Origin of the sequence: Lutibacter oricola (genome assembly GCF_900106565.1) — a bacterium.
Taxonomy (GTDB): Bacteria; Bacteroidota; Bacteroidia; order Flavobacteriales; family Flavobacteriaceae; genus Lutibacter; species Lutibacter oricola.
On record NZ_FNNJ01000001.1, the window covers coordinates 920,070 to 945,812 of the forward strand.

General features: G+C 28.2%; 23 protein-coding genes and 1 pseudogene. All 24 read left to right on the forward strand.

What is annotated here, in order from left to right:
* The first annotated feature begins 217 nt into the window (after window positions 1-217).
* The 24 genes and pseudogenes from rfbB (at window position 218) to BLU40_RS03815 (ending at window position 25,743) form a co-directional block, all read left to right on the forward strand.
* Complete coding sequence (gene rfbB / locus BLU40_RS03700; protein ID WP_090119846.1) at window positions 218-1,234, forward strand: dTDP-glucose 4,6-dehydratase; 1,017 nt, start codon at window positions 218-220, stop codon at window positions 1,232-1,234.
* 6 nt (window positions 1,235-1,240) lie between these two features.
* A complete protein-coding gene (locus BLU40_RS03705; RefSeq protein WP_090119848.1) occupies window positions 1,241-2,521 on the forward strand; it encodes a nucleotide sugar dehydrogenase in 1,281 nt (426 codons plus the stop codon).
* Window positions 2,522-2,539: 18 nt separating this feature from the next.
* Window positions 2,540-3,508: a Gfo/Idh/MocA family protein gene (locus BLU40_RS03710; RefSeq protein WP_090119850.1), complete on the forward strand. Its 969-nt coding sequence runs from the start codon at window positions 2,540-2,542 to the stop codon at window positions 3,506-3,508.
* A gap of 26 nt (window positions 3,509-3,534) precedes the next feature.
* Window positions 3,535-3,925, forward strand: a pseudogene (locus tag BLU40_RS17730) (adenylyltransferase/cytidyltransferase family protein).
* Window positions 3,926-3,978: 53 nt separating this feature from the next.
* Window positions 3,979-5,301, forward strand: coding sequence for a UDP-glucose dehydrogenase family protein (locus tag BLU40_RS03720; protein WP_090119853.1), 1,323 nt, complete (start codon window positions 3,979-3,981; stop codon window positions 5,299-5,301).
* 14 nt (window positions 5,302-5,315) lie between these two features.
* Window positions 5,316-7,727, forward strand: a complete 2,412-nt coding sequence (locus tag BLU40_RS03725) for an SLBB domain-containing protein (RefSeq protein WP_090119855.1) — start codon at window positions 5,316-5,318, stop codon at window positions 7,725-7,727.
* A 9-nt stretch (window positions 7,728-7,736) separates the two neighbouring features.
* Window positions 7,737-8,849: a Wzz/FepE/Etk N-terminal domain-containing protein gene (locus BLU40_RS03730; protein ID WP_090119858.1), complete on the forward strand. Its 1,113-nt coding sequence runs from the start codon at window positions 7,737-7,739 to the stop codon at window positions 8,847-8,849.
* 11 nt (window positions 8,850-8,860) lie between these two features.
* On the forward strand, window positions 8,861-9,874 hold the full coding sequence (gene pseB / locus BLU40_RS03735) for a UDP-N-acetylglucosamine 4,6-dehydratase (inverting) (RefSeq protein ID WP_090119860.1): 1,014 nt from the start codon (window positions 8,861-8,863) through the stop codon (window positions 9,872-9,874).
* Window positions 9,874-11,022, forward strand: a complete 1,149-nt coding sequence (gene pseC / locus BLU40_RS03740; protein WP_090119863.1) for a UDP-4-amino-4,6-dideoxy-N-acetyl-beta-L-altrosamine transaminase — start codon at window positions 9,874-9,876, stop codon at window positions 11,020-11,022. The genes pseB and pseC overlap by 1 nt, the downstream gene beginning before the upstream one ends.
* Window positions 11,012-11,896 carry an aldo/keto reductase gene (locus BLU40_RS03745; protein ID WP_175454738.1) on the forward strand — a complete coding sequence of 295 codons (885 nt, stop codon included), beginning with the start codon at window positions 11,012-11,014 and terminating at the stop codon, window positions 11,894-11,896. The genes pseC and BLU40_RS03745 overlap by 11 nt, the downstream gene beginning before the upstream one ends.
* Window positions 11,884-12,663 carry an SDR family oxidoreductase gene (locus BLU40_RS03750; RefSeq protein ID WP_090119868.1) on the forward strand — a complete coding sequence of 260 codons (780 nt, stop codon included), beginning with the start codon at window positions 11,884-11,886 and terminating at the stop codon, window positions 12,661-12,663. The genes BLU40_RS03745 and BLU40_RS03750 overlap by 13 nt, the downstream gene beginning before the upstream one ends.
* Window positions 12,644-13,480, forward strand: coding sequence for a cytidylyltransferase domain-containing protein (locus BLU40_RS03755; protein WP_090119870.1), 837 nt, complete (start codon window positions 12,644-12,646; stop codon window positions 13,478-13,480). Before BLU40_RS03750 ends, BLU40_RS03755 begins: the two co-directional genes overlap by 20 nt.
* On the forward strand, window positions 13,464-14,930 hold the full coding sequence (gene pseG, locus BLU40_RS03760) for a UDP-2,4-diacetamido-2,4,6-trideoxy-beta-L-altropyranose hydrolase (RefSeq protein ID WP_090119872.1): 1,467 nt from the start codon (window positions 13,464-13,466) through the stop codon (window positions 14,928-14,930). The genes BLU40_RS03755 and pseG overlap by 17 nt, the downstream gene beginning before the upstream one ends.
* A gap of 3 nt (window positions 14,931-14,933) precedes the next feature.
* Complete coding sequence (pseI, locus tag BLU40_RS03765; RefSeq protein ID WP_090119875.1) at window positions 14,934-15,953, forward strand: pseudaminic acid synthase; 1,020 nt, start codon at window positions 14,934-14,936, stop codon at window positions 15,951-15,953.
* A 5-nt stretch (window positions 15,954-15,958) separates the two neighbouring features.
* The gene (locus BLU40_RS03770; protein ID WP_090119877.1) at window positions 15,959-17,512 is read left to right on the forward strand and encodes a hypothetical protein; all 1,554 of its coding nucleotides are present in this window, start codon (window positions 15,959-15,961) and stop codon (window positions 17,510-17,512) included.
* 2 nt (window positions 17,513-17,514) lie between these two features.
* Window positions 17,515-18,462 (forward strand): glycosyltransferase family protein, encoded by a 948-nt coding sequence (locus BLU40_RS03775; RefSeq protein ID WP_090119880.1) that lies wholly within the window; start codon window positions 17,515-17,517, stop codon window positions 18,460-18,462.
* Between the two features lies 1 nt (window position 18,463).
* Window positions 18,464-19,039, forward strand: a complete 576-nt coding sequence (locus tag BLU40_RS17825) for an acyltransferase (protein ID WP_090119882.1) — start codon at window positions 18,464-18,466, stop codon at window positions 19,037-19,039.
* A 144-nt stretch (window positions 19,040-19,183) separates the two neighbouring features.
* Complete coding sequence (locus tag BLU40_RS03785) at window positions 19,184-19,774, forward strand: CatB-related O-acetyltransferase (RefSeq protein ID WP_175454739.1); 591 nt, start codon at window positions 19,184-19,186, stop codon at window positions 19,772-19,774.
* 12 nt (window positions 19,775-19,786) lie between these two features.
* A complete protein-coding gene (locus BLU40_RS03790) occupies window positions 19,787-21,046 on the forward strand; it encodes an oligosaccharide flippase family protein (protein WP_139170913.1) in 1,260 nt (419 codons plus the stop codon).
* Window positions 21,027-21,704 carry a CatB-related O-acetyltransferase gene (locus BLU40_RS03795; RefSeq protein WP_090119889.1) on the forward strand — a complete coding sequence of 226 codons (678 nt, stop codon included), beginning with the start codon at window positions 21,027-21,029 and terminating at the stop codon, window positions 21,702-21,704. Before BLU40_RS03790 ends, BLU40_RS03795 begins: the two co-directional genes overlap by 20 nt.
* A gap of 5 nt (window positions 21,705-21,709) precedes the next feature.
* A complete protein-coding gene (locus tag BLU40_RS03800) occupies window positions 21,710-22,858 on the forward strand; it encodes a glycosyltransferase family protein (protein WP_090119891.1) in 1,149 nt (382 codons plus the stop codon).
* Between the two features lie 20 nt (window positions 22,859-22,878).
* A complete protein-coding gene (locus tag BLU40_RS03805) occupies window positions 22,879-24,141 on the forward strand; it encodes a hypothetical protein (protein WP_090119893.1) in 1,263 nt (420 codons plus the stop codon).
* A 6-nt stretch (window positions 24,142-24,147) separates the two neighbouring features.
* The gene (locus BLU40_RS03810; RefSeq protein WP_090119895.1) at window positions 24,148-25,176 is read left to right on the forward strand and encodes a glycosyltransferase; all 1,029 of its coding nucleotides are present in this window, start codon (window positions 24,148-24,150) and stop codon (window positions 25,174-25,176) included.
* Between the two features lie 15 nt (window positions 25,177-25,191).
* Window positions 25,192-25,743 carry a WcaF family extracellular polysaccharide biosynthesis acetyltransferase gene (locus BLU40_RS03815; protein WP_090119898.1) on the forward strand — a complete coding sequence of 184 codons (552 nt, stop codon included), beginning with the start codon at window positions 25,192-25,194 and terminating at the stop codon, window positions 25,741-25,743.

Genomic DNA, 25,743 nt, shown 5'->3' on the forward strand with positions numbered 1-25,743 from the left:
TTTAATTGGTTATATAGCTGTAAATTTACAAAACAAATTGTAAAAAAACAAATGAAGGATATTGAGGTCTTAAATGTTTTTTAGAACAAAGAATAATCAATATTAAATAGTTAAATTCGCAAGAAGCAATCAAGTTTTTTTATTAGTTTAAAAAATGTGATTTTTTAAAGGAATGTTTTTTGGGAATATATTTGATTAATTTAAATTTAGAATATTTATGAAATCGATTTTAGTAACTGGAGGAGCTGGATTTATAGGTTCAAATTTGTTGGAGTTGTTAGTAGAAAAGTATCCAGATTATAAATTTGTATGTTTAGATTTACTGACCTATGCAGGGAATGTAGAAAATTTAAATTCAGTTAAAAACGCTAAAAATTTTACGTTTGTAAAAGGTAGTATTTGTGATAGGAGTTTGGTCGAAAGAATATTTCAACATTATTATATAAGCGGGGTTGTGCATTTAGCTGCGGAATCTCATGTGGATAATTCAATTACAAACCCAGATATTTTTATTGAAACTAATGTAAAAGGTACTTTTACTTTATTAGATGTTGCTTATAAGTATTGGATGACTAAGCCGTTTACATTTAAACAGGGTTTTGAAGATTCTAGATTTTTACATGTGTCTACTGATGAGGTTTATGGGAGTTTGGGTGAAACAGGTTTGTTTACTGAAGAGACTCCTTATGCTCCAAATTCGCCATACAGTGCTTCAAAAGCAAGTAGTGATATGATTGTGAGAAGTTACCATCATACTTATGGGTTGAATACAGTGATAACTAATTGTTCAAATAATTATGGGCCATTTCAACATGATGAAAAATTAATTCCAACAATAGTAAGAAAAGCTATAAAAGGTGAAAGTATACCAATTTATGGAGATGGAAGCAATGTAAGAGATTGGCTTTTTGTTATGGATCATTGTTTAGGTTTAGATAATGTATTTCATAACGGAAAGTTAGGAGAAACCTATAATATAGGAGGAGAAAATGAACATAATAATAATGATATTGTAAATTTAATTTGTGAATTATTAGATGAGCGCTTAAATAAAAGTAACAGTTATAAAAGCCAAATAATATTTGTTGAAGATAGAGCAGGGCACGATTATAGATATGCTATAGATGCAACAAAAATTAAATCAAAATTAAATTGGAAGCCCAATGAAAATTTTGAAACAGGAATTATAAAAACCATTGATTGGTATTTGAAAAAGTATAAAGTAGAAGAATAATATTAGATGAAAAAAAATATTAAAGTAGCAATTATAGGTTTAGGCTATGTGGGTTTACCGTTAGCTAGATTATTTGCAACAAAATATCCAGTTGTTGGGTTTGATATTGATAAAAATAGAATTTCAGAATTAAATAAAGGGATTGATAGTACTTTAGAAATAGATGAGGAAATATTAAATGAAGTTCTTGTAAAAGATTTGAATGATAAAGGGTTATTTCTAACTTCAGAAAAAAAAGAATTGGAGAGTTGTAATTATTTTGTAATTACTGTTCCAACTCCTGTAGATAAAAATCATAAACCGAATCTAACACCATTAGTAAAAGCAAGCGAAACTGTTGGTAGTGTGTTAAAAATAGGAGATATTGTAATATATGAATCTACTGTTTATCCAGGAGCTACAGAAGAAGTGTGTGTGCCTATTCTAGAAAAAGAATCTGGTTTAGTTTTTAATAAAGATTTTTATGTTGGTTATTCACCAGAACGAATAAATCCTGGAGATAAGGAACATACAGTAGATAAAATATTGAAAGTAACATCTGGTTCAACTATAGAAATAGGAAAAGACGTTGATGCTTTATATGCGTCGGTTATTTCTGCAGGAACACATTTGGCACCAACAATTAAAGTTGCTGAAGCTGCTAAGGTTATAGAGAACTCGCAAAGAGATATAAATATTGCTTTTGTAAATGAGTTGGCTAAAATATTTAATAAATTAGAAATAGATACAGAAGCTGTTTTGGAGGCGGCAGGCACTAAATGGAATTTTTTACCGTTTAAGCCAGGGTTAGTTGGTGGACATTGTATTGGTGTAGATCCATATTATTTAGCTCAAAAAGCTCAAGAAGTTGGTTATCACCCCGAAATTATTTTAGCAGGTAGAAGAATGAATGATAGTATGGGTAATTATGTTGCTTCAGAAGTAATTAAATTATTTATAAAAAATAATATTGAAATTAAAAATGCAAGAGTACTTGTGCTAGGAATTACGTTTAAAGAAAATTGTCCAGATGTTAGAAATACAAAAGTAGTTGATGTTATTAATAATTTAAAAGATTTTGGTACTGATGTTACTGTTTTTGATCCTTGGGCAAACCCAAAAGAAGTGTTTGAAGAGTATCAAATAGAAACACATAGAAATATGCCTCAAAATAAATTTGATGGAATTGTATTGGCAGTTTCACACAAAGAATATTTAGAAATAGATTTTTCTAAATTTTTAAATAAAAGTGGTATAATTTATGATGTAAAGGGTTTTCTAAATTGTGAAGTGCAAGGAAAACTATAATAAAGAAAGAGAAAAAAAATGAAAAATTTCGCTTTAATAGGAGCAAGTGGTTATATAGCGCCAAGACATATGAAAGCTATTAAAGAAACCGATAATAATTTGTTAGCTGCTTTAGATAAAAATGATAGTGTCGGAATTATAGATAGTTATTTTCCAGATGCAGATTTTTTTACTGAATATGAACGATTCGATCGCCATATATCAAAATTAAAATACGATCAAAATGTAGTGCTGGATTATGTAAGTATTTGTACTCCGAATTATTTACACGATGCTCATATTAGATTTGCTTTAAGGCAAGGGGCAGACGCTATTTGTGAAAAACCTTTAGTTTTGAACCCTTGGAATATCGATGCGTTAAGTAAAATTGAAAAAGAAACAGGGAAAAATATATATAATATTCTTCAGTTGAGGGTTCATCCTAGCATTATTGCTTTGAAGCAAAAGATTGAAAACGGGCCTAAAGATAAAATTTATGATGTTGATTTAACATATTTAACATCTCGAGGTCATTGGTATTATACTTCTTGGAAAGGAGATGTATCAAAATCTGGAGGAATTGCAACTAATATTGGAGTTCACTTTTTTGATATGCTATCTTGGATTTTTGGTGAATTAAAACAAAATGTTATTCACGTAAATACACATGATAGATCTGCTGGATATTTAGAATTTGAAAGAGCAAGGGTGCGTTGGTTTTTATCTATTAATTACAATGTATTGCCTGAGGCAATAAAAGAAAAAGGGCAAAGAACTTATAGGTCAATTACTATTGAAGGTGAAGAGCTTGAATTTAGTGGTGGGTTTACAGATTTACATACTGTTTCTTATCAAGAAATATTAAAAGGAAATGGTTATGGAATTGAAGCTCCAAGACAAGCTATTGAAATTGTTCATCAAGTAAGGCATTCAGACCCTATTGGTGCAAAGGGAGATTATCATCCATTTGTCAAAAAACCATTGGAGAAGCATCCATTTAATCTTTAATGATTACATTTGTAAAAAAATAAATCATGAAAATAGGTATTATTTTTAGTTTGTTTAATTTACTTTATATAGGGTATGTAAAAATGTTAGAAGAAGCTAAATATCAATGCAATTTTCTTATTTGTGGATTGCAAACTGATTCAATAATAATATAGTCTAGAAAAAATAGATCTGTTCTCTCTATAATTGAACGATATATTCAATTAAAAGGGTGTAGGTTTATAGATGAAATAGTACCATTATGCAGAGTAAGGTTTGGAAAGAGTATAACGAGCGTATAAAGTTGATGAGGGTATAGTAGAAGGTGAATACAAAACCAAAGATTTTAATGGTAGAAAATATAGTAAGAAAAAAGAAATAGAATTGTATTTTAATATTAGAAATCGCCGCTTTTCTAGTAGTGGATTAAGAAAATAAGTACATCAAAAGGAGAATAATAAAAAAAATAATTGTTTTTTTAGTATTAATATATGAAAATAGTAGTAGTAGGTTCAGGTTATGTAGGCTTAGTGTCGGGTACTTGTTTTTCAGAGATGGGAAATAAGGTAACATGTGTAGATATTGATATAGAGAAAGTTGAAAAACTTAAGAAAGGAATAATTCCAATTTATGAACCAGGTTTAGAGCCAATGGTTTTAAAAAATGTAAAAAATGGGAATTTAAAAATAACAACAAGCTTACCTGAAGCAATAAAAGATGCCGTAATTGTTTTTATAGCAGTAGGAACACCTATGGGACTTGATGGTTCTGCCGATTTACAATATGTGTTGTCAGTAGCTAAAGAAATTGGACAGTCTATGCAAAAAAGATTGATAATAGTAGATAAATCTACAGTGCCAATTGGAACAGCAGATAAAGTTAAAGCAACAATTCAAGCTGAATTGGATAAAAGAAATTTAGATTTAGAGTTTGATGTAGTTTCGAATCCTGAGTTTTTAAAAGAAGGGGCTGCTATTCAGGATTTTATGAAGCCAGATAGAGTGGTGATTGGTGCAGAGAGTGATTATGCAATGGAAACTATGAGGCAATTATATGCTCCATTTTGCATGAATCACGACCGTTTTATAGGTATGGATATTAAATCTGCTGAAATGACAAAATATGCAGCAAATGCTATGCTGGCAACTAAGATTTCATTTATGAATGAAATTGCGAATATTTGTGAACGTGTTGGAGCAGATGCTAATCAGGTTAGAATAGGAATAGGTTCAGATGCAAGGATTGGATATAGTTTCATTTATCCTGGCTGTGGTTATGGAGGTTCGTGTTTTCCAAAAGATGTAAAAGCTCTTAAAAAAATAGCTGAAGAATTTAATTACGATGCAAAAGTAATTACTGCTGTTGAGGAAGTAAATGATGCTCAAAAGTTTGTAATTGCAGAAAAAGTTGTAAAGCGTTTTGGAGAAGATCTTAAAGGAAAAACATTTGGTTTATGGGGATTAGCATTTAAACCAGGAACAGATGATATGAGAGAAGCACCTGCAATATATGTAGTTAAAGAACTAGTAAAAAGAGGAGCAAAAATTAAAGCTTATGATCCAAAGGCTATTGAAGAAGCAAAAGAATTTTATTTGAAAGATGTGGCTGTTGAATATGTAGATTCAAAATACAAAGCAATAGAAAATACCGATGCTTTAATTTTATTAACAGAGTGGAAAGAGTTTCGTTCTCCTGATTTTGAAGAAATTAAAATGCAATTAAAATCTCCAATTATTTTTGATGGTAGAAATCAATATAATATTTTCAAATTAGATGAAAAAGGATTTGAATATTACCAAATTGGCAAAAAGTAAATAGATAAGTTTATATGAAGTATTTAAAAAGTTTAATAATTGTTGCATTTCTTTTTGTGAGTCAATTTATGATAGCGCAAGGAATTGATGCTAGTCAGTTGTCAAAAATTAATGTAGATGATTTATCGGATGCTCAAATTGAATCTTATTGGAATAGAGCTAAAGAACAGGGTTACTCTATAAGCCAGCTTGAAGTTATTGCAGCTTCAAAAGGAATGTCTGCTACTCAAATTTCAAAATTAAAGCAAAGAATTAATAGCTTAGGTACATCAAGTTCTATAATTCAAAACTCAAATGTATCAATTGAAACTACTGTTCCTGTATCAGATTTGGAAAAATTTGGATTAACAGGAGGAGAGGATAAAAATGTGGAAAAATCATTGCTATTTGGTTACGACTTTTTTAGCAATCCAAATATTTCATTTACACCTAATTTAAATGTTGCTACACCAGCATCTTATCAAATTGGTCCTGGAGACGAATTAATGATAGATATTTGGGGTGCTGCAGAGAATACTTATAAAAAGGTTGTAGGTAAAGACGGAGCTATTAGAATTGAAAGTATTGGTCCTGTTTATGTGAGTGGTTTATCTATAGATAAGGCAAAAGCTAAGATTACATCTTATTTAAAAAGAATTTATAGTGGTATAAGTGCTTCTAACGGAAGTTATAATAAGGTGTATGCTGAAATCTCTTTAGCAAACGTAAGAACAGTACAAGTGAACATTATAGGTGAGGTTAAAGTGCCAGGTACTTATTCTTTAAGTGCATTGTCTTCAGTGTTAAATGCATTATATGCTGCTGGAGGTCCTACAGAAAATGGAACATTTAGAGAAATTAAAATTGTAAGAAGTGGACAAACACTTCCAAATTTTGATATTTATAAGTATTTAATTCAGGGAGATGAAGAAGGAAATGTTTTATTAAGAGACCAAGATATTATCATTGTTCAGCCATATGTAAGTAAAATTAAGGTTGAAGGAAGTGTAAAAAGACCTGGTGTATTTGAACTGAAAAAAGGCGAAACTATTTCGGACTTAGTAAGCTACTTTAGCGGGTTTACTTCTAATGCGTATAAAAATAGAATTATTGTTGAACGTGTTAATGGAACACAAAAAGAAATTAGTGAGGTTGTATTTAAAGAAACCCCTAATTTTTTATTGAATGATGGAGATAAAATAACTATAGGTAGAATTGTAAACAGGTTTGAAAATAGAGTAAGTATTGGAGGAGCAATTTATAGACCTGGCTATTTTGAATTAACTAAAGACTTAAAATTATCAGCCTTAATAAATAAAGCAGAGGGGGTTAAAGAGAATGCTTTTACAGGTAGAGGGATTATTTACAGAACAATAGATGATGTAAATCAAGAGATGGTGTCATTTTCAGTAAAAGATATTTTGTCTAAAGCTTCGGATTTGAATTTAAAAAGAGAGGATAGTGTGCATATATTTAAAAATGAGAATTTAAAAGAGGAATATACTTTATCAATTGATGGAGCAGTTAATAACCCTCAAACTATTCCTTTTATTGAGAAAATGCAGATTGAAGATTTTATTGCAGTATCTGGTGGTTTTACCGAAGGTGCTGATGTAAATGTAATTGATATATCAAGAAGAATAAATGATGATAGATTTGAAACGATTAGCAAAAATATTTCAAAATCAACTACAAAAAAATTAAATAGTAAAGATGACTTTTATTTAGAACCATTTGATAAAGTTTCTGTAAGGTATTTAAAAGGGTATACAAAACAAAGAAATGTTAGTGTAAAAGGTGAAGTTATATACCCTGGTGCATATTCAATTGGGAATAAAGATGAACGGGTATCTGATTTACTAGAAAAAGCAGGAGGGTTATCACCTTACGCATACATAAAAGGTGCTACTTTAATTAGAAAGACAAATAAGTTAATTGAAAAAGAGCAACTAAATTTATTAAATGAAATAGGAGCTAAAGATTCATTAGTGGAACAGGAAGTACATAAAAAAGAATTAAGTATTGGTGTTGACCTGAAAGAGATAATGAATGCTAAAGGTAAGAAATCTAAATATGATTTAATTTTAGAAGAAGGGGATGTCCTATTTATTCCAACAGAAAAACAAACTGTAGAGGTTAGAGGAGAAGTTCTAGCACCAACAATTATTCGGTTTGATAAAAAGCAATCTTTTAAAGAATATATTAATGGTTCAGGAGGTTTTTCAGAAAGTGCTAAAAAAAGTAAAACATACGTTGTTTATGCTAATGGAGATGTGAAATCTACAAGAAATTTTTTATTTTTTAAATCGTACCCTAAAATCGAGCCAGGTGCTGTAATTTTAGTTCCACATAAGGCAGCGAAAAGAGGGACATCTATACAAGAGATTATTGGTATTAGTACAGCATTAGGGACATTAGGTTTATTGATAAATTCATTTAACAATTAAAAGTGAAAAATGAGCATTAATAATAAGGTTTTTATTGAAGAAGAGGAAATAGATGTAATAAAATGGGCTAAAAAGCTATGGGTGAATAGGAGAACTATTTACTTATTTATTTTAGTGTTTATGTTTATTGGTTTTTTTGTAGCGATTTTTACAAAAAATGAATACACAGCAAAGACAACAATTTTACCTCAATCTGAGTCTGGAAGTACGGGTGGATTAGGAGGATTAGCAGCAATCGCTGGAGTAAAATTGTCAGGGTCATCTAATACAGATATTCCGCCATCTCTTTTTCCTAAGATTGTAAATAGCATTGGATTTAAGAAAGAGTTATTGAAAACAGAGATAACATTTTCAGAATTAGATAAAAAGGTGAGTTTTGAGGAGTATTTTAGAGATATTTACAAGCCGAGTGTAATTTCAACTATGAAAAAATATACAATTGGCCTACCAGGTATATTAATTGGGCTTATTAAAGGTGTTAATAACGAGGAGTCGAATAATAACCAAATAGAAAAATCAAAAGAAATTAATCTAATTCAAGTTTCTGCAGATGAGAATTCTAGGATTAAACAATTGAATAGTAGAGTATCAATGGATGTTAATACAATTGATGGTTATATTACAATTTCTGCTGTTATGCCAGAAGCAAGGGCTTCAGCTGAATTGGTGAGTAATTTTAAGTTATTATTGCAAAAATATATTATAGCGTTAAAAATTCAAAAATCTCAAGAAAAGTTGTTGTTTATCGAAAAACAATATAATGAAAGGGAGAAAATATTTAAAAAATCTCAAGATAAATTTGCTAGTTTTCAGGATCGAAATCAATATACAAATTCAGCTCTAGTAAGTACTAGGAAAGCGCGATTAAAATCGGAAAATGATATGGCGTATGAGATTTATCTTGAATTAGCTAAACAATTAGAAAATCAAAAAATAAAAGTTAAAGAGGATACTCCAATATTTACAGTATTAGAGGAAATAACGATTCCCTTAGAAAAGTCAAAACCAAGAAGGGGTTTTATAGTTATAGTTTATACATTTCTGGGAGCTTTTCTTGGAGTAATATTTGTATTCTTTAAACTTTATTCACCTATTTTTAAGGAGAATTGGAGAAAATCATAAAAAAAAGTAGTATGCTGAAAAATAAATCATTATTAATTACAGGAGGAACAGGATCATTAGGAAAAGCTTTAACTAAGCACATTTTAACTAATTATCCAGAAGTTAAAAGATTGGTAATTTTCTCAAGAGATGAGCAAAAACAGTTTCAAATGGCTCAGGAGTATTCTTCAGATAAATATCCTCAAATAAGATATTTTATTGGAGATGTTCGTGATAAAGAACGGTTAATAAGAGCCTTGCAGGGGGTAGATTACGTAATTCATGCTGCAGCTATGAAACACGTTCATATTGCTGAATATAATCCAGATGAATGTGTGAAAACCAATATTGGAGGAGCCGAAAATGTGGTGGAGGCTAGTTTGCAAACAAGCGTTGAAAGAGTTGTTGCGTTATCAACAGATAAGGCTTGTGCGCCAATAAACTTATATGGAGCCACTAAACTAACTTCTGATAAATTATTTATTGCTGCTAATAATATAAGAGGTAATAATCCAATTAAGTTTTCAGTAGTTAGATATGGAAATGTAATGGGCTCAAATGGTTCTGTAATACCATTTTTTATCGAAAAAAAGAAAAAAGAAGGAGTACTACCAATTACTGATCCAAATATGACTCGTTTTAATATTTCGCTTCAAGGTGGAGTTGATATGGTAATGCATGCATTGGAACACGCTTGGGGAGGGGAGTTATTTGTTCCTAAAATACCTTCTTATAAAATAACTGACGTAGCTGAAGCAATTGGGCCAAAATGTGAAAAACCTGTTGTTGGAATTCGTCCGGGAGAAAAAATTCATGAGGAAATGATAACACCATCAGATTCCTTTTACACCTATGATTTAGGTAAGTACTATGCAATTGTACCAACAACTCCACATTGGAATTTAGAAGAATTTATTGAAAAATTTGGAGCTGTAAAGGTAGTTAATGGTTTTAGTTATAATTCTGAAAATAATACGGAATGGGAAACTGTAGAAAGTTTGAGAGAGTTAATTAAATCACATGTAGATATCACATTTGAAGTATAATGAATATTAAAGGGATTCCATACGGTAGGCAGAATATAAGTGAAGAAGATATTGATGCTGTGGTAGAAACATTAAAGGCGGATTTTTTAACTCAAGGTCCGAAGGTTACTGAGTTTGAAGAGAAATTTGCTGAATATGTAGGTTCAAAGTATGCGCTTGCTGTTAGTAATGCAACGGCCGGTTTACATTTATCAGTACTAGCATTAGGAATTCAACCTGGAGATCGTGTAATTACAACTCCAATAACTTTTGCAGCATCTGCAAATTGTGTTAGGTATGGAGAAGGAGAAGTGTGGTTTGCAGATATAGATCCAGAGACTTATTTGCTGTCTTATGAGAAGACAAAAGAATTGATAGAGAGTAAACCCAAAGGTTTTTTTAAAGGGATTATTCCTGTCGATTTTGCAGGACTTCCTGTAGATTTGGAAAAGTTCAAGAAATTAGCAGAGAAGCATAGTTTATGGCTTATAGAAGATGCTTGTCATGCTCCAGGAGGATATTTTATTGATTCAAATGAAAAGAAACAACACTGTGGTAATGGAAATTATGCTGATATAGGAGTTTTTTCATTTCACCCTGTTAAACATATTGCTTGTGGAGAGGGAGGAATGCTTACCACAAATTCAGAAGAGTTATATAAAAAGCTTTCTTTATTAAGGACACATGGTATTACAAAAGAAGGAATGATAGAGAACCATGGAGGGTGGTATTATGAAATGCAAGATTTGGGATATAATTATAGGTTAACAGATATTCAATCTGCACTTGGAATTACTCAATTAGAAAAAAATTATAAAGGAGTTGAAAGAAGAAATGAAATAGCAAAAGAATATAAGAAAGCTTTTCAAGGACTGGTGAAATACCAAAAAAATCTTGAGAATAGTTATAATGCATATCATTTATTTGTAATAGAGGTAGAAGATAGATTAGGGTTGTATAATTTTTTGAGAGAGAATAAGATATATGCCCAAGTACATTACATCCCAGTGCATAAATTACCATATTACAACGAGATTGGCTACAACTCAGCTAATTTGAAAAATGCAGAAAAATATTATTCAAGGTGTCTTAGTTTGCCTATGTACCCTACTCTTACCGAAGATGAACAAAAATATGTTATAAAAAAAGTTTTTGAATTTGCACAGTGATAAAAAAATAATACTAGGTACTGTACAGTTTGGTTTAAATTATGGAATTAATAATAAATTTGGAAAACCAAACTTCGATGTTGTAAAACATATTCTAGATACGGCATTTAAAAAAGGTATTAAATTTTTAGATACTGCAGAAGTTTATGGTGATTCACATAATGTTATTTCTAGATACCATGAGGTATCCAACAATAGATTCAAAATTATAACTAAATATTCTGCATCTCAACTAAATTATTCAATTAATTTTTTGGATAGGATTAAAGAACTTGTTAAGTTATTTGATGTAGATTATTTATATGCTTATTTATTTCATTCTTATGAAGAATTTAAAAAAGTGGTAGATTATAACTTAAATGGATTTGATACTATTATTAATAACCCTTTAGTTACTAAGGTTGGAGTTTCTGTATATTCTAATGAGCAATTAGAGGATGTTTTAAATTATGACTTTGTGAAAATAGTTCAGGTTCCTTATAATTTATTAGACAATGATTTCCAAAGAGGGCAAGTTTTGTCAAAACTGCATGCCAAAGGTGTTGAAATTCATACTAGATCAGTTTTTTTACAAGGATTATTTTTTAAAGATGTAAAAAGTTTAACTGGAAATTTAATTGAGTTTAAAGAGAAACTAGAGCTAATAAACTCAATAAGTGATGAAAATGAACTAAAAAAAGTAGAACTAGCGCTTAACTATCCCCTTTCTAAAAAATATATTAGTAAGGTTCTTATAGGTGTAGATAGTTTAGAGCAACTAAAAGAAAATATAAAATCAATTAATTCTAGTATTGATTTAAAAGTCTGGAAGAAAATAGATAACATAAAAATAAAAGATAATCAATTATTAAATCCATCAAAATGGGACAAGTAAATTTATTTGCAGACATTAAAGATAAAGTTGTGCTGGTAACGGGGGGGTATGGTTATTTAGGATCTGCCATAAGCGAAATTTTAGCTGATTATGGGGCAGTAGTTTATGTTGGGGGAAGAAACATTCTAAAATTTAATGAAAAATTTAAAAACAATGATTCTATTAAATTTATTGAATTAGATGTTTCTGATATGGAATCAATTGAATTGTCTTTTCAGAGGATATTCGAAAAAGAAAAAAAAATAGATGTATTAATAAATAATGCATATTTTGGAGCAGCTAATCATCCAGAAAAATTGACTTCAGATGAGTGGCGCATGGGTATGGAAGGTGGAGTGAATCAATATTTTGATATGATAAAGACTTCAATACCTTATATAAAAAAATCAAAATTTGGTAAAATTATTAATATTGCCTCTATGTATGGGGTAGTTGTTCCAGATCTAGCTATTTATAATGGAAGAGAAGAGTTTTTAAACCCAGCAAATTATGGAACTTCAAAGGCGGCTATTATTCATTTAACAAAATACTATGCAATGTATTTGTCAAAGTATCAGATAAATGTTAATACGATTTCTCCTGGGCCTTTCCCTTCAAAAGAAGTGCAGAAAGATATTGAGTTTGTACAAAGGTTAAAGGATAAAACTAAATTAAAACGTATTGGTGAACCAGATGATTTAAAAGGAGTAATTCTTTTATTGGCTTCTAATTCATCAAATTATATAACAGGACAAAATATTAGTGTTGATGGTGGATGGACATTGTAAAATATTAGCTGTAATTCAGGCAAGATTAGGTTCAACAAGATTGCCGAATAAGGTGTTGATGTCAATGCCTGCGAATAGTGAGGTAAGTATTTTACAAAGAATTATTGATGCTTTGTATTTAGAAAAGAAAATATCAAAAGTAGTTGTGGCAACTTCAACAAATAAAATTAATGATGATATTGAAAATATTTGCGGCAAGCTAAATGTATCATGTTTTAGAGGGAGTGAAAATGATGTGTTGTCAAGATTTTATGAGGTTATAAAAGATAGTGATTATGATTTTGTTTTAAGGTTCACCGGGGATAACCCAATTTTAGATATTAAGCACCTTGATGTTTTTATTAAAAATCACTTAGAAAAGTCGTTAAATTATTCTTATTCTGAGGGTTTGCCTCTAGGTTGTAATTTTGAAATGATTAGTACTGAAGTATTAAAAATAGCTTACAAGGAGTCTACGGATTCTTATGATCGTGAGCACGTAACACCATTTATAAAAAGAAATTTTAAGCTTATTGAAACTTTTAATTTTTCTGTTTCTGAAAAATTTAAAAAATATAGATTTACAGTAGATTATCCAAGTGATTATGCTTTATTAAGTTTAATGTATAGTATGTTAGAAAATAAGGCTAGTTTCGAGCTATTAGACTTTATTGATTTAATTGACAAAAATCCTTGGTTGTTAAAAGTAAATGAAGAAAATACTCAAAAAAATAAATTTGATTCATTAGAAGAGGAGGTTAATTATATTTTACCTAAAGTGAGGGAACTAGAATTATTATTCATTGAAAAATTACTGTTAAATGCTAAAGAAAAATAAAATACTTTTTAGAGCTGATGGAAATTCAGAAATTGGTTTAGGGCATTTATATAGGCTTCTTGCTGTTGCAGAAATGTGTAAAGATTATTTTGATTTTGTTTTTTTAACAAAGTCAGATTCTTTTCTAGATGTTATACCTAAGAATTTTAGGCTAAAGACTATTCCTGAAAATATTACTATAAACGAAGAACCTAAATGGTTGTCAAATAATTATAAAGCTAAGAATTATTTAATAATAGCGGATGGTTATCAGTTTGTTTCAACATATCAAAAATTATTAAAAAAACATGGTTATCTCCTTGTTTATATTGACGATTTAACATCTGAACATATGTTTGCAGATGTTGTTGTTAACCATTCTCCAGGGTTAACTAAATCAAATTTTAAAGGCGAATTTTACACGAAATATGCATTAGGTATTAATTACGCAATGCTTAGACCTAAGTTTTTAGCAGAATCATTGGTTTATAGAGAGATAACAAAAATAGATAAAGCCTTTGTTTGTTTTGGAGGTGCTGATTATTTAGATTTGTCATTAAAGGCAACTAAAGCATTATTAGAAATTAGTCAGGTTACTGAAATACATGTGATATTAGGAGGTGCATATAAGTCATCTGAAATTTTTAAACTTGCAAAAGATTATCCTGAAATAAATTTATATCAGAACTTAGGGGAAGCAGAACTATTTCAGATAATGAAACAGTGTAATTTTGCAATTGCTCCAGCTAGTACTATTTTATATGAATTGTGTTCGATAAAAATTCCTGTTTTATCTGGATTTTTTGTTGATAATCAAAGACATATTTACAACTATTTTTCTAGTAAGAAAGTTGTGTTTTCAGGTGGCAATTTTTCAACATATACAGTAGAAATTTTTAAATCTAAAATACAAAGTATTATTTTAAATAAAAATTACAAAACTTTTATAGATAAACAACAACAATTATTTAATGGAGAGAGTCAAATCAATTTTCTTAACTTAATTAATAACCTGTTTTTAACAATTAGAAATATTAAAAAACAAGATATTCATTTTTTATATGAATTGTCTAATGATATGTTAGTTAGAAATAATTCTTTTAACTCTGATATAATATTATTTGAAAATCATAAAAAGTGGTTTAATTCAAAATTAAACGATGAGAATGTACTTATGTATATTGGAGAGTATAATTCAAAACCCTTTGGTGTTGTTAGGTATGAGAAGTATGTTGATTATTCAATTATTGGGATCTCTATTTCAAAAGAATTTAGAGGTGAAAAACTAGCCTCATTATTATTAAACAAAGCTATAAATGCTTATTTTAGAATTAATAAAAAGCCTATTCTTGCTTATATAAAAGAGGCTAATGTTGCATCTATAAAATCTTTTGAAAAGTCAGGTTTTACTTTCTTGAAGAAAGAAAATGTTAATGGTAGTTTGAGTAATGTATACAAATTAGAAAAGTAAATAATGGATACAGGTAAATGTTTTATAGTTGCTGAGTTATCAGCAAATCATGGAGGCGATATTGGTATTGCTAAAGAAACAATTAGAGCAGCGAAAAGAGCTGGTGCGGATGCAATAAAGCTACAAACGTATACAGCAGATACTATAACACTCAATGTGAGAAATAATTTTTTTAAAATAAATCAAGGTACAGCTTGGGATGGGCAATACCTACATGATTTATATACAAAAGCTTCTTTGCCATGGGAATGGCATAAAGAATTATTTGAACTTGCAGAGGAAGAAGGACTTGTATGTTTCTCTTCACCTTTTGATAAAACCGCAGTTGATTTATTGGAAAGTTTAAATAATCCAATTTATAAAATAGCTTCATTTGAAATAACAGATATCCCTTTAATTAGATATGTTGCTTCAAAGCAAAAGCCTATTGTAATTTCAACAGGTATAGCTTCTGAACAAGATATTGAATTAGCAATTAAGACGTGTAAAGAAGAGGGGAATACAAATATTACAATTCTGAAATGTACTTCAGCTTATCCTGCAGATCCAAAAGATGCTAATTTATTGACTATTCCAGATATTGTGAAGAAATTCAGGGTGAAATCAGGGTTGTCAGATCATACTAAGGGTATTGAAGGTGCAATTGTAGCTGTCTCCTTAGGTGCTAAATTTATTGAAAAACATTTTATATTAAATAAGGGTGTTGGAGGACCAGACGCTCATTTTTCACTTGATGAAAAAGAATTTAAAGAAATGGTTGATGCTGTTAGAACTGCCGAAAAATTTCTTGGAAAGGTAGATTACGAATTAACGGATACAAAATTAAAAAGTAGGGAGTTTTCAAGGTCGTTATTTGTAGTAGAAGATTTGCTTGAAGGCGATGTTATTAATGAAGATAATGTCAAATCAATCCGCCCAGGTTTTGGAATGCATCCTAAACATTTCAATGAAATTATAGGTCGTGTAGTTTCAAAAAATATAAGTAAAGGAACACCGCTATCTTGGGAATTAATTAAAGAATAGTTTTTATGGGGAAAATTTTATGGGTTTGTAAAGAATCCTTTACCAGTTTAACTAATTTTTGTATTCCATATTTTAACGAATATAAAAATGAAGCAATTTTTATTCATCCAACAGAGTCTTTACTAAGAGATACTACTTTTGTCAATTTTAAAAAGAATAATAATGATATAAAAATACACACATTAGACAAGATTGCTCATGTGTATTCAGATAATATTTCTGATAAATTATCAAAAGAGAGTACTAATAAACTTCAAGGGTTTGAAGAAAAATATTGCAAGAAAGTAGATTGGGGAACTTTATTAATGAGTTCTCAAATTTTTACAACTCCTTATCACTATAGATATTTTTTTAAAGATTTAACAGATGAAGAGAAAAATTATTGGGTTTTGCTTCTTTTTGAATATATGGAGAATTTAGTTAAAACATCAAAACCTGATTTTATTTTTGATTTTGATAATTCAGAAATTGGAAGGTCTGTATTGTGGTTAGTTGCAGATTTTTTTAACATTCCTTATATAACTATTGAACATACAAGGTATAATGGATACTTAATACCCAATTTTAATTTAGGTAGAAAAGTTGATGACTTTTTCATTGAGAAGTTTTTGTCTATAAAAAAAGCTGATTCTAGTTTTGAAACTGAGGTGATTTCTTATAGAAATAAAAGCGAAATAGCTAATAAAGATTATAAGAATAATAAAACTTTAAAAAAAAACAACAACTCATTATTTAAAGATTTAAAAAGATTAGGCACATATGAAATTAGTGCAATAAAAAAAATGAAATCTAAAATTCGTTTTTTAAAATCTAATTTTAGATTTCCGTTTATTGCTCATTTTCCAAGTATCTTTTTCTTTTTTTTAGAAATGGTTTTAAGAGAACGATATTTACTTTCAAGTTTAAATCCTTTTTTTAAAAACCCCGTAGAAGGCGAGAAATATATATATTTTCCTCTACACTTAGTTCCTGAGTCGAGTACTCTTATAAAGGCTCCTTTTTACCCAAATGAAGAAAGTGTAATTGCTTTTATTTCAAAAGCACTACCTTTAGGGTGGAAACTTTATATTAAAGAGCATGGAGCTATGATAGGTGAAAGGCCATTAAAATTTTATAAGAAAATCTCTCGTTTGTCAAATGTAGAATTTATAAAATTAGATGCTCATTCGGATCCTAAGAGTTGGATATTAAAATCACAAGGAGTAATAACTTTAACAGGAACATCAGCATTTGAGTCTGTAATGTTAGGGAAGCCAGCCATTGTTCTTGGGACAGTTCCATTTGAAATGATAAACGGAATAACTAAATGTAAAAGCTTATTGGCACTTCCAGGGATTATAAAGAAAGAATTTGTAGGCGTTTCTAAAATTGATAATTTTGAAAGTTGTGCAAAGTATTTACAAATTATAAATGAAATAGGAGAAATAGTTGAATTTACATTTTTGCATAATTCATGTTACAATTCTCTTTTATTTAAAACAGATCTGTGTGATAAAGCAAGAAACCAAATAGTTAAAATGGTAGAAGTGTTAAAAAAAGGTGTTAACTTATCAAGCTAAAAATGAATATTTCTCAATATGCTCCAGTAGTTTTGTTCGTATTTAATAGATTAGATCATGCAAAACAAACAATAGAATCTTTAAAAAAGAATAAATTTTCAGATAAAACTGATTTATTTATTTATTGTGATAATTACCTAAAGATTAAAGATGAGGAAGATGTAAGAAAGGTAAAAGATTTTGTTTATACTGTCACAGGCTTTAAATCAATATCAATTATAGAGAGAGAGCAAAATTATGGGCTCGCAAAGTCTATAAAAGAGGGGGTTTCTAGTGTAATTGAAAGTTACGGTAAAGTAATAGTTTTGGAGGATGATATTGTTACGTCTCCCTTTTTTTTGAGTTATATGAATAAAGCATTGCAAATTTACGCTAATGAAGAGAGAGTTATGCATATTTCAGGTTTTAATTATCCAATTAACAATAGTGAATTTGAATCGTCTTATTTTTCCTCAATGTCTGCTTGTTGGGGGTGGGCAACTTGGAAGAGAGCTTGGGATAAATTTGAAAATAATATTGAATTATTAGAAAATAAAATAACTGAGAAAGGAAAAGATAAATTTATTGTTTCAAGTAATTTTACCTATTGGGAACAATTGATATTAAATAAAAAGAAAAAATTAAAAACCTGGTTTATTTATTGGTATGGTACAATTTATATAAACAATGGACTTTGTTTATATCCAAAAAGCACATACACTCAAAATATTGGTTTGGATGGAACAGGAACAAATTCTCAAAATGGAAATGTTTATTATTCTGAATTAAATACAAGAGATATAGATTTTTTTCCAAGTAAGATTGAAGAATTTGAAAATAGTAATAATTCATTTAAAGAGTTTTTTGATAGAGTTGAAAAGAGTAAATTTGAAAAATATATAATTAACTTAGTAATTAAGATATTTGGTTTAGAAGGCTATAAAAAAGTAAAAAAAGTGATTAGCAAGTAGTATGAAAAGAATTTATAATTTATTACTAGGTGTAATTTCTAATTTATACCACATTTTTCAGTTAAAATATTTTAAGGTTTCTTATAGTTCATTTACTATTAATGGTTTTATGGCTATTAGAAATTATGGAGAATTAAAACTTGGTGAAAACTTGATTGTTAATTCTGGAAAAAATAATAACCCTATAGGAGGAGATGTTATTACAAGATTTATTGTTAAAGAACAAGGTAAGTTGATAATTGGAGATAATGTAGGTATATCTAATTCTACTATATTTTGTGAAAATTCAATAAAAATTGATGAAGGTGTGTATATTGGTGGTAGTTGTAAAATTTGGGATACAGACTTTCATTCATTAGATTCAAAATTAAGAGGTACTATTAATGACCTGCCTAATACATTGCCTGTTTATATTAAAAAGAACGCATTTATTGGTGCTAATTCAATAGTTTTAAAAGGAGTTGTTATTGGTGAAAACTCAATTGTTGGAGCAGGAAGTGTAGTAACTAAAAGTATCCCTTCAGGAGAAGTTTGGGCTGGAAATCCAGCTAAATTCATTAAAAAAATAAATCTATAATTATTCTAAATGAAAGCTATTATTATATTTTATATTAAGTTAATTTTAGGGGGTATCTATAGGTGTATTGAGCATATTATTTTAATAAATAAGTTTAGACTTAAATTTTTCAAAAAAGGTGTTCGAATACAGAAAAAAGTTTCTTTGAATAATCAAACAGTTTTAAAAGGTAAAAATATTATTTACAGTAATGCTAAAATTAAAAATGCTCATGTTGGTTTAGCATCATATATTGGTCCAAAAACAAATATTAATTACACTTATGTTGGTCGGTTTTGTTCAATTGGGCCTAGAGTTAGAGTTATTCAGGGGATGCATCCATCCAAAAAATTTGTAAGTACCCACCCAAGTTTTTTTTCTATAGATAAACAATGTGGATTTACATTTGTAAGTGAGACGATTTTTGAAGAATATAAGTATTCTGAAAAACAAAAAGAATATTATGTTGACATTGGATCAGATGTGTGGATTGGAGGGGATGCTACAATTTTGGCAGGTGTTTCAATTGGACATGGAGCAATAATTGCTAGTAATTCAAATATTGTTAAGAGTATTCCTCCATATGAAATCTGGGGAGGTAATCCAGCTAGATTTATTCGAAAACGCTTTACAGATGAAGAAATTGAAAGATTGTTAGAAGTTAGATGGTGGGATAAATCTTTTACCCAAATAGAATTAGATTCTATTAAATTTGAGAATATAGAAAGTTTTTTAAACGATACTTCTGAATTTTAATATTTTACACTTGTGAAAAAGATAGATTCTAAAATGAGTAAATCAGGTTTATTTGCTAAAATATCTAAGATTACTATAATTAATCTTTTGGCTCAATTAATATCAGTAATTGGCTTTAGTATTAATTCAAAATTGTATGGAGCAGAAGTTATTGGAGGTTTTGTAGTTGTTTTATCTTATTCTTCTATTATTTCTATTTTGTCTACAGGGTATTTAGAGCAAAGTTTTTTTGTAAAAAAAAATGAAGGGCTCTACAAGTATTTGATGATAAGTATTCTGTATTTGTCTACACTAGTTACTCTAGCTTCTAGTGTTTTTTTATATGTTTTAAATGTTTCGTATATATTTTTTATTGCAATAAATATTTTTTCAGAATCAATGTTAAAAACAATAACATCTTATAATATAGCTAATAATAAAATTTTATTTATTTCTTATTCAAGGTTAGTTTTAGCACCAATTATACCTGGTTTATATTTTGTTTTTTATAAAATGTTTGGAGCTGAAGAAATTTATTTAATATTAATTAGTAGTTGTTGTAACCTTTTATTTGCAATAATAATTACAATAGTTACCTTAAATTCATTTAAAATTAAATTTAAGTTTTATGAGTTGTTTAAATTTAAAATCTATAACTTATTAATAAAAAGATATTTTAAATTTGTTAAATATAGTATGACAGGTGAGTTAATGAGAACTATAGCATTTAGAGGTCCTACAATTGTTTTAGAAAAATATTTTGGTAAAGAAGTTGCTGGGTTTTACGGTATTGCAAATAGAATTGTATTAATGCCTATTTTAATTTTTGTAGGTACTGTTAGTCAAATTTATATAGAAAGAATTTCTAATTTTAAAAAGCAAAATAAAAAGATAATGATTCTTACTGCTAATTTATTGAAATTATTATCTATTGCAACCATTATAGGCTTTAGTATTTATTTTGTTTTTGGTAAATGGATGATAAATATTTTATTAGGAAATGAATTTGAAGAAGTGTATTATGTTATTATTTCATTGTTGCCATATGCCTTAGCCATAATAGTATTTAATCCTATTTTTAGTGTTTATTCAGTGTTTGAAAAACAAGAGTTTTTATTTAAAATGAAAGCGGGAATCTTATGTTTATCGATAATTTCTTTTTCAATTGCAATTATTCTTAATAATTATATATTAGGATTATCTTTGTTTTCACTTTCAATATTTGTAGTATATGTATTGTATGGTGTGAAATCTTTAAAAATTATTAAAAAATATGATAAAAAAAATAATTAAGTATTTATATAATAATTTGAAAGGAATAAAAGTAGATTTTAATTCTAAAATACCACTAAATATTATAGTGAAAGATAAAGATTCAAGATATCCAGTTTCAATTGTAAACTCTACATTTAACAATACTAGTTTTGGTTTAGGTTGTAAATTAAATAATTGCTTATGCTTAGGTGAAGTTCAATTAGGAAGATTTGTTTCAATATTTGGTCCTGGTACAGTGTTGAGTGCTATTAAAGGGCATATTAAAATTGGAAGTTTTTGTTCTATTGGTCAAAATGTTAGTATTCAAGAGTCATATCATAATTATAATAATGTGTCAAGTTATTTAATTGGGAAGAATATTTTGAAAGATAATGATAGTGATGATTTCATTAGTAAAGGGAATATTATTATTGAAGAAGATGTATGGATTGGTTCAAATTCGATAATTCTTTCAGGAGTTAGAATAGGACGAGGTTCAGTTATTGCTGCGGGATCAATAGTTACAAAAAATGTTCCAAGATATTCAATTTACGGAGGAAATCCAGCAAAGGAGATAAAGAAAAGGTTTGAAAATTCTAAAATTGATATTATTGAACAAAGTAAATGGTGGGAATGGGAAGTTAATAAGATTATTGAAAATAAGGATTTTTTCTATAATAAAAGTAATATAAATTAGTTTTTATGGAACGTAGAGTTATGGTTTTTGATAACCTAATTGTAGGGCATCATTTAGAATATATAAATCATTTATATAATATTGCTTTAAAAAAACAGAATCACAAGTTTATTTTTGTTGTACCAAAAGAATTTGTAAATATTAAAGATAAATTTAATTGGAATGATTCATCAAATATTGAATTTGATTACTTATCATCTAGAGAACTAATTAAATGTAACAATGTAAACTTATTTATTGGAGCTTATTATAAGTCTAGATTAGTAAAAAGAAAGCTTAAGGAGCATAATTGTAGTTCTTTGTTTTTGATTATGATAATGCAATTTCTACCATTTATAGCTTTTATGTTAAATGCAAGAGTGAAAATTTCAGGAATTATATACGCTGTTTATTTATATAAATGGAAGGAGTCAAATTTTATAATTAAAATGTTTAATATTTTTAAATATTTAATTATTGGGAGAGCAAAAGTTTTTGAGTCAGTATTTGTTTTAAATGATAATTCTTCTGCAAACTATTTTAATCACCTTTATAAAACTAGCAAATTTAAAAATTTACCAGACCCTTTTATTCCAATAAAAAATGACGGGTTGTTAGATATTAGAAATGAATATAATATCTCAAATGAAAAAAAAATATACATTCATTTTGGTGATTTGACAGAAAGAAAAGGAACTCTAACGATACTAAAATCAATAGAATTTTTAACGAAAGAAGAAGGGAAACAAAACTGTTTTATTTTTGCTGGACGAATTTCAAAAGATATAAAAGAAGAATTTAGTGAGCTTTTAAAAAGAATAAATTTAAGAGTACAAATTTTGGTCTTTGATGAGTTTTGTAGTTATGAATTTTTAGGTGCACTTTGTAGAGCTTCTAATTATATTTTAATACCTTATTCTAATATTTCTCAAAGTAGTGGTGTATTGGGGTATGCTGCTCAATTTGGCAGGCCTGTAGTTGGTCCAAAACAGGGCTTGTTAGGTAAACTGATACGTAAAAATAAACTGGGATATACACTAGAAAAAGTTGATGAAAATTATTTGTCAGATTTTTATAAAAGTAATTACACATATAAACCAAATAAAAGTAATTATTTAATTGAAAATAATGTGGAATCTTTTACTAAATGTATTATAGAAAATTTTATAGAATAGTTACTAAGGTCTGAATCTGAATGTTAGGGGTATTAAAAAATAGAGATAAAAATAAGCATTATAGTTTACAACTTGAGATAGGTTTAGCTTTAATACTTATAGGTATGCCCTTAGGAACCGCAATTAGAAATGTGCTTCCAAATCTGGAATTAGTAAATTTTATTATGTTTTTAAGTTTTCTATTAGTAATAGATTATAAAAACTTAATTAATTTAAAGCTGCCATTTTTAAGCTTCTGGTTTATTATATTAATTATTTTTCAAATTATTGAAATTTTATATGCTACTATAGAGAAGGTAAATGATTTTTATTTTTATCATATTTATTTAATATTAATTTTAATTGGGTTGTCTACACAAAGTAGAACCAAAACATTTTATAGTTTTTTAAGGATTATTTTTTACTTTAGTGGGTTTATTTCCTTTGTTGTTTTCTATCAAGCAACCTTAGGGTTAACTCAATTGATTGGTGGAGGGTATGTTGGAACAGGTAGACTATGGCTAGTAGAAGGAGGGGACCCAATAAATATGGCGCGGGCTCTTTTGGTTAATATAATAGTAGTCATGGTTTATAAAGGGAATTCACCCTTTGAAAAAATAATGAGATATGTGTTTTTGGTAACAAGCATAATAGGTCTTCTTGGTTTTGGTACTCGGTCATCTATTGTAGTTTCAATAATTGTTTTCACTCTATTTTTATGGAATAAGCAAATCTTGAAAATTACCACTACAAAAGATTTTTTCCGTATTGTTTCATATGTTTTTTTAATAACATTGGTGTTAATTTTTCTGTATTTGAAAAATGATTTTTTTTCGCAAAAGGTTGATTACATTATAGAAGCAGTTGAAAGAGGTGTTGCAACATATTTTTTAGGAAATTCAAATTTAGGAGTTGATGGTTCAACAATTGTTAGATATAGAACATTTAATAAAGCTTTAGAAATTATGCGTAATGATTTTGAATTTCATAATTTTGTTTTTGGAAATGGATATATGGGGTTTTACATTGATATACCTCTAATTCAAGTTTTTTTTGATCTAGGTATTTTTGGTTTTATTTATTTTATTTTCACAATAGTTTTCCCATTTAAAAGTAATGTTTTTAAAACGCGATTTAATGATGTTTATTTGTTTATTAAGTTATTTTGTGTGCAAATTTTATTTGATCAATTTTTTACTGGGTTACCATATTACTATACACAATTTGTGCCAATAATAATTTTGTTATTTGTTTCTAAAAGAAGGTTGTTAAATCAAAAAAAAACGGAATTTAATTTAAAATAAAATAAAATGAATTTGTTTATATTTCCGGCTATAGCTTCTTTTTCAGGAGGGTATGAGATTGCCGTTTATCATGCGTATAAAAAATTAAAACCTAAAGAGGAAGATGTTGTTATCTGGTATACAAATTCTACTGAAATTCCTTTTTTAAGAGAGCAAGATATAGTTTTACCACAGGCAAGCTTAAAATCAATAAAAAACATAAAAAATATATTATCTGGTAGGTTTAGTAAAGAGTTGTCAGTAAATGATTTAATTTTTCTAAAAAAATATGATTTTAATAATATTCATTGTGATGAAGTTGTTTTTTATAGAGCATTAAGAACGTTGTTTCCAGATAAATTAATAAATGTTCGTTTTCATAATTGTTTTAGTAGAATTTTACATAGAAAGGAACTTCTAAACATTAAACTAGATTTTAGATTTTGGTTAAAAATGAAGGTGTTGGCTATGTTAGAAAGAAAAATTTTTAGGGATAAAAATATCTATAAAATATTTTTATCTGATGAGGATAGAGATTATTATAAAGCTAATATCGGAAATAATTATGATTCTGAGGTTTGGAGCTTTAAAATTGATTTAGAGAAAATGAATGCTAACCGAAAAAACTATGTTCTGAAGAATAAGATAGTTTGGTTTGGAGGAATTGAATCTCATAAAAAGAAATCTGTAGAATGGTTTGTTACTAAAGTTTTTCCTGAAATTAAGAATCATTATCCAAAAATGGAGTTTCATTTGTATGGCAGAGGGACCGAAGATTTTAATTTACCACAAAAAAGCATTTTTGGCCACGGGTTTTATTTAAAGGAAGATTTTCCTTTTTCAACCGAAGCATTATACATTAACCCTGATCTAATAGGTGGAGGTGTAAAACTAAAGCTTTCAACTTATTTAGAAGAAGGGATTCCTTTTATAAGTACTCCATTTGGTTTTGAAGGTTATAAAAAAGAATTAAGAGACGATAAATATTGTTTTGTTGAAGAAGATAGTAACTGGGTCGAAAAAATTATTTCAATTTTTGATGTTGATTTAAATTAATAATTAAAATTTAATATGAAAGCTAATCTCGAATTATTTGATAATTCTACTTTTTGTAAAGGAGCAAGTAAAATAAAGCAAATTACTTGGTTGGTATTAAATGCAATATTTATTAAGTCTTCTTGGTTACCGTTTATGGGAGTTAAGGCTTTTTTATTGAGATTGTTTGGAGCCAAAATAGGAAAAGGGTTGGTAATAAAACCAGCTGTTAATATTAAATTTCCTTGGAAATTAACAATTGGAGACAATGTTTGGTTAGGAGAAAGTATTTGGATAGATAATTTAGATGAAGTTAAAATAGGAAGTAATGTTTGTATTTCTCAAGGAGCAATGTTGCTAACCGGAAATCATGATTATACTTTAACTACCTTTGACTATAAAAATGCTCCGATTGTAATTGAAGAAGGAGTATGGATTGGAGCAAAAACAGTAGTTTGTCCAGGAGTAATTTGTAAATCCCATAGCATATTAGTAGTTGGGTCAATTGCTACAAAAAATTTAGCAGAGTTTACAATTTATCAAGGAAATCCAGCAAAAGAAATTCGAAAAAGAAAACTAAAAAAGTAA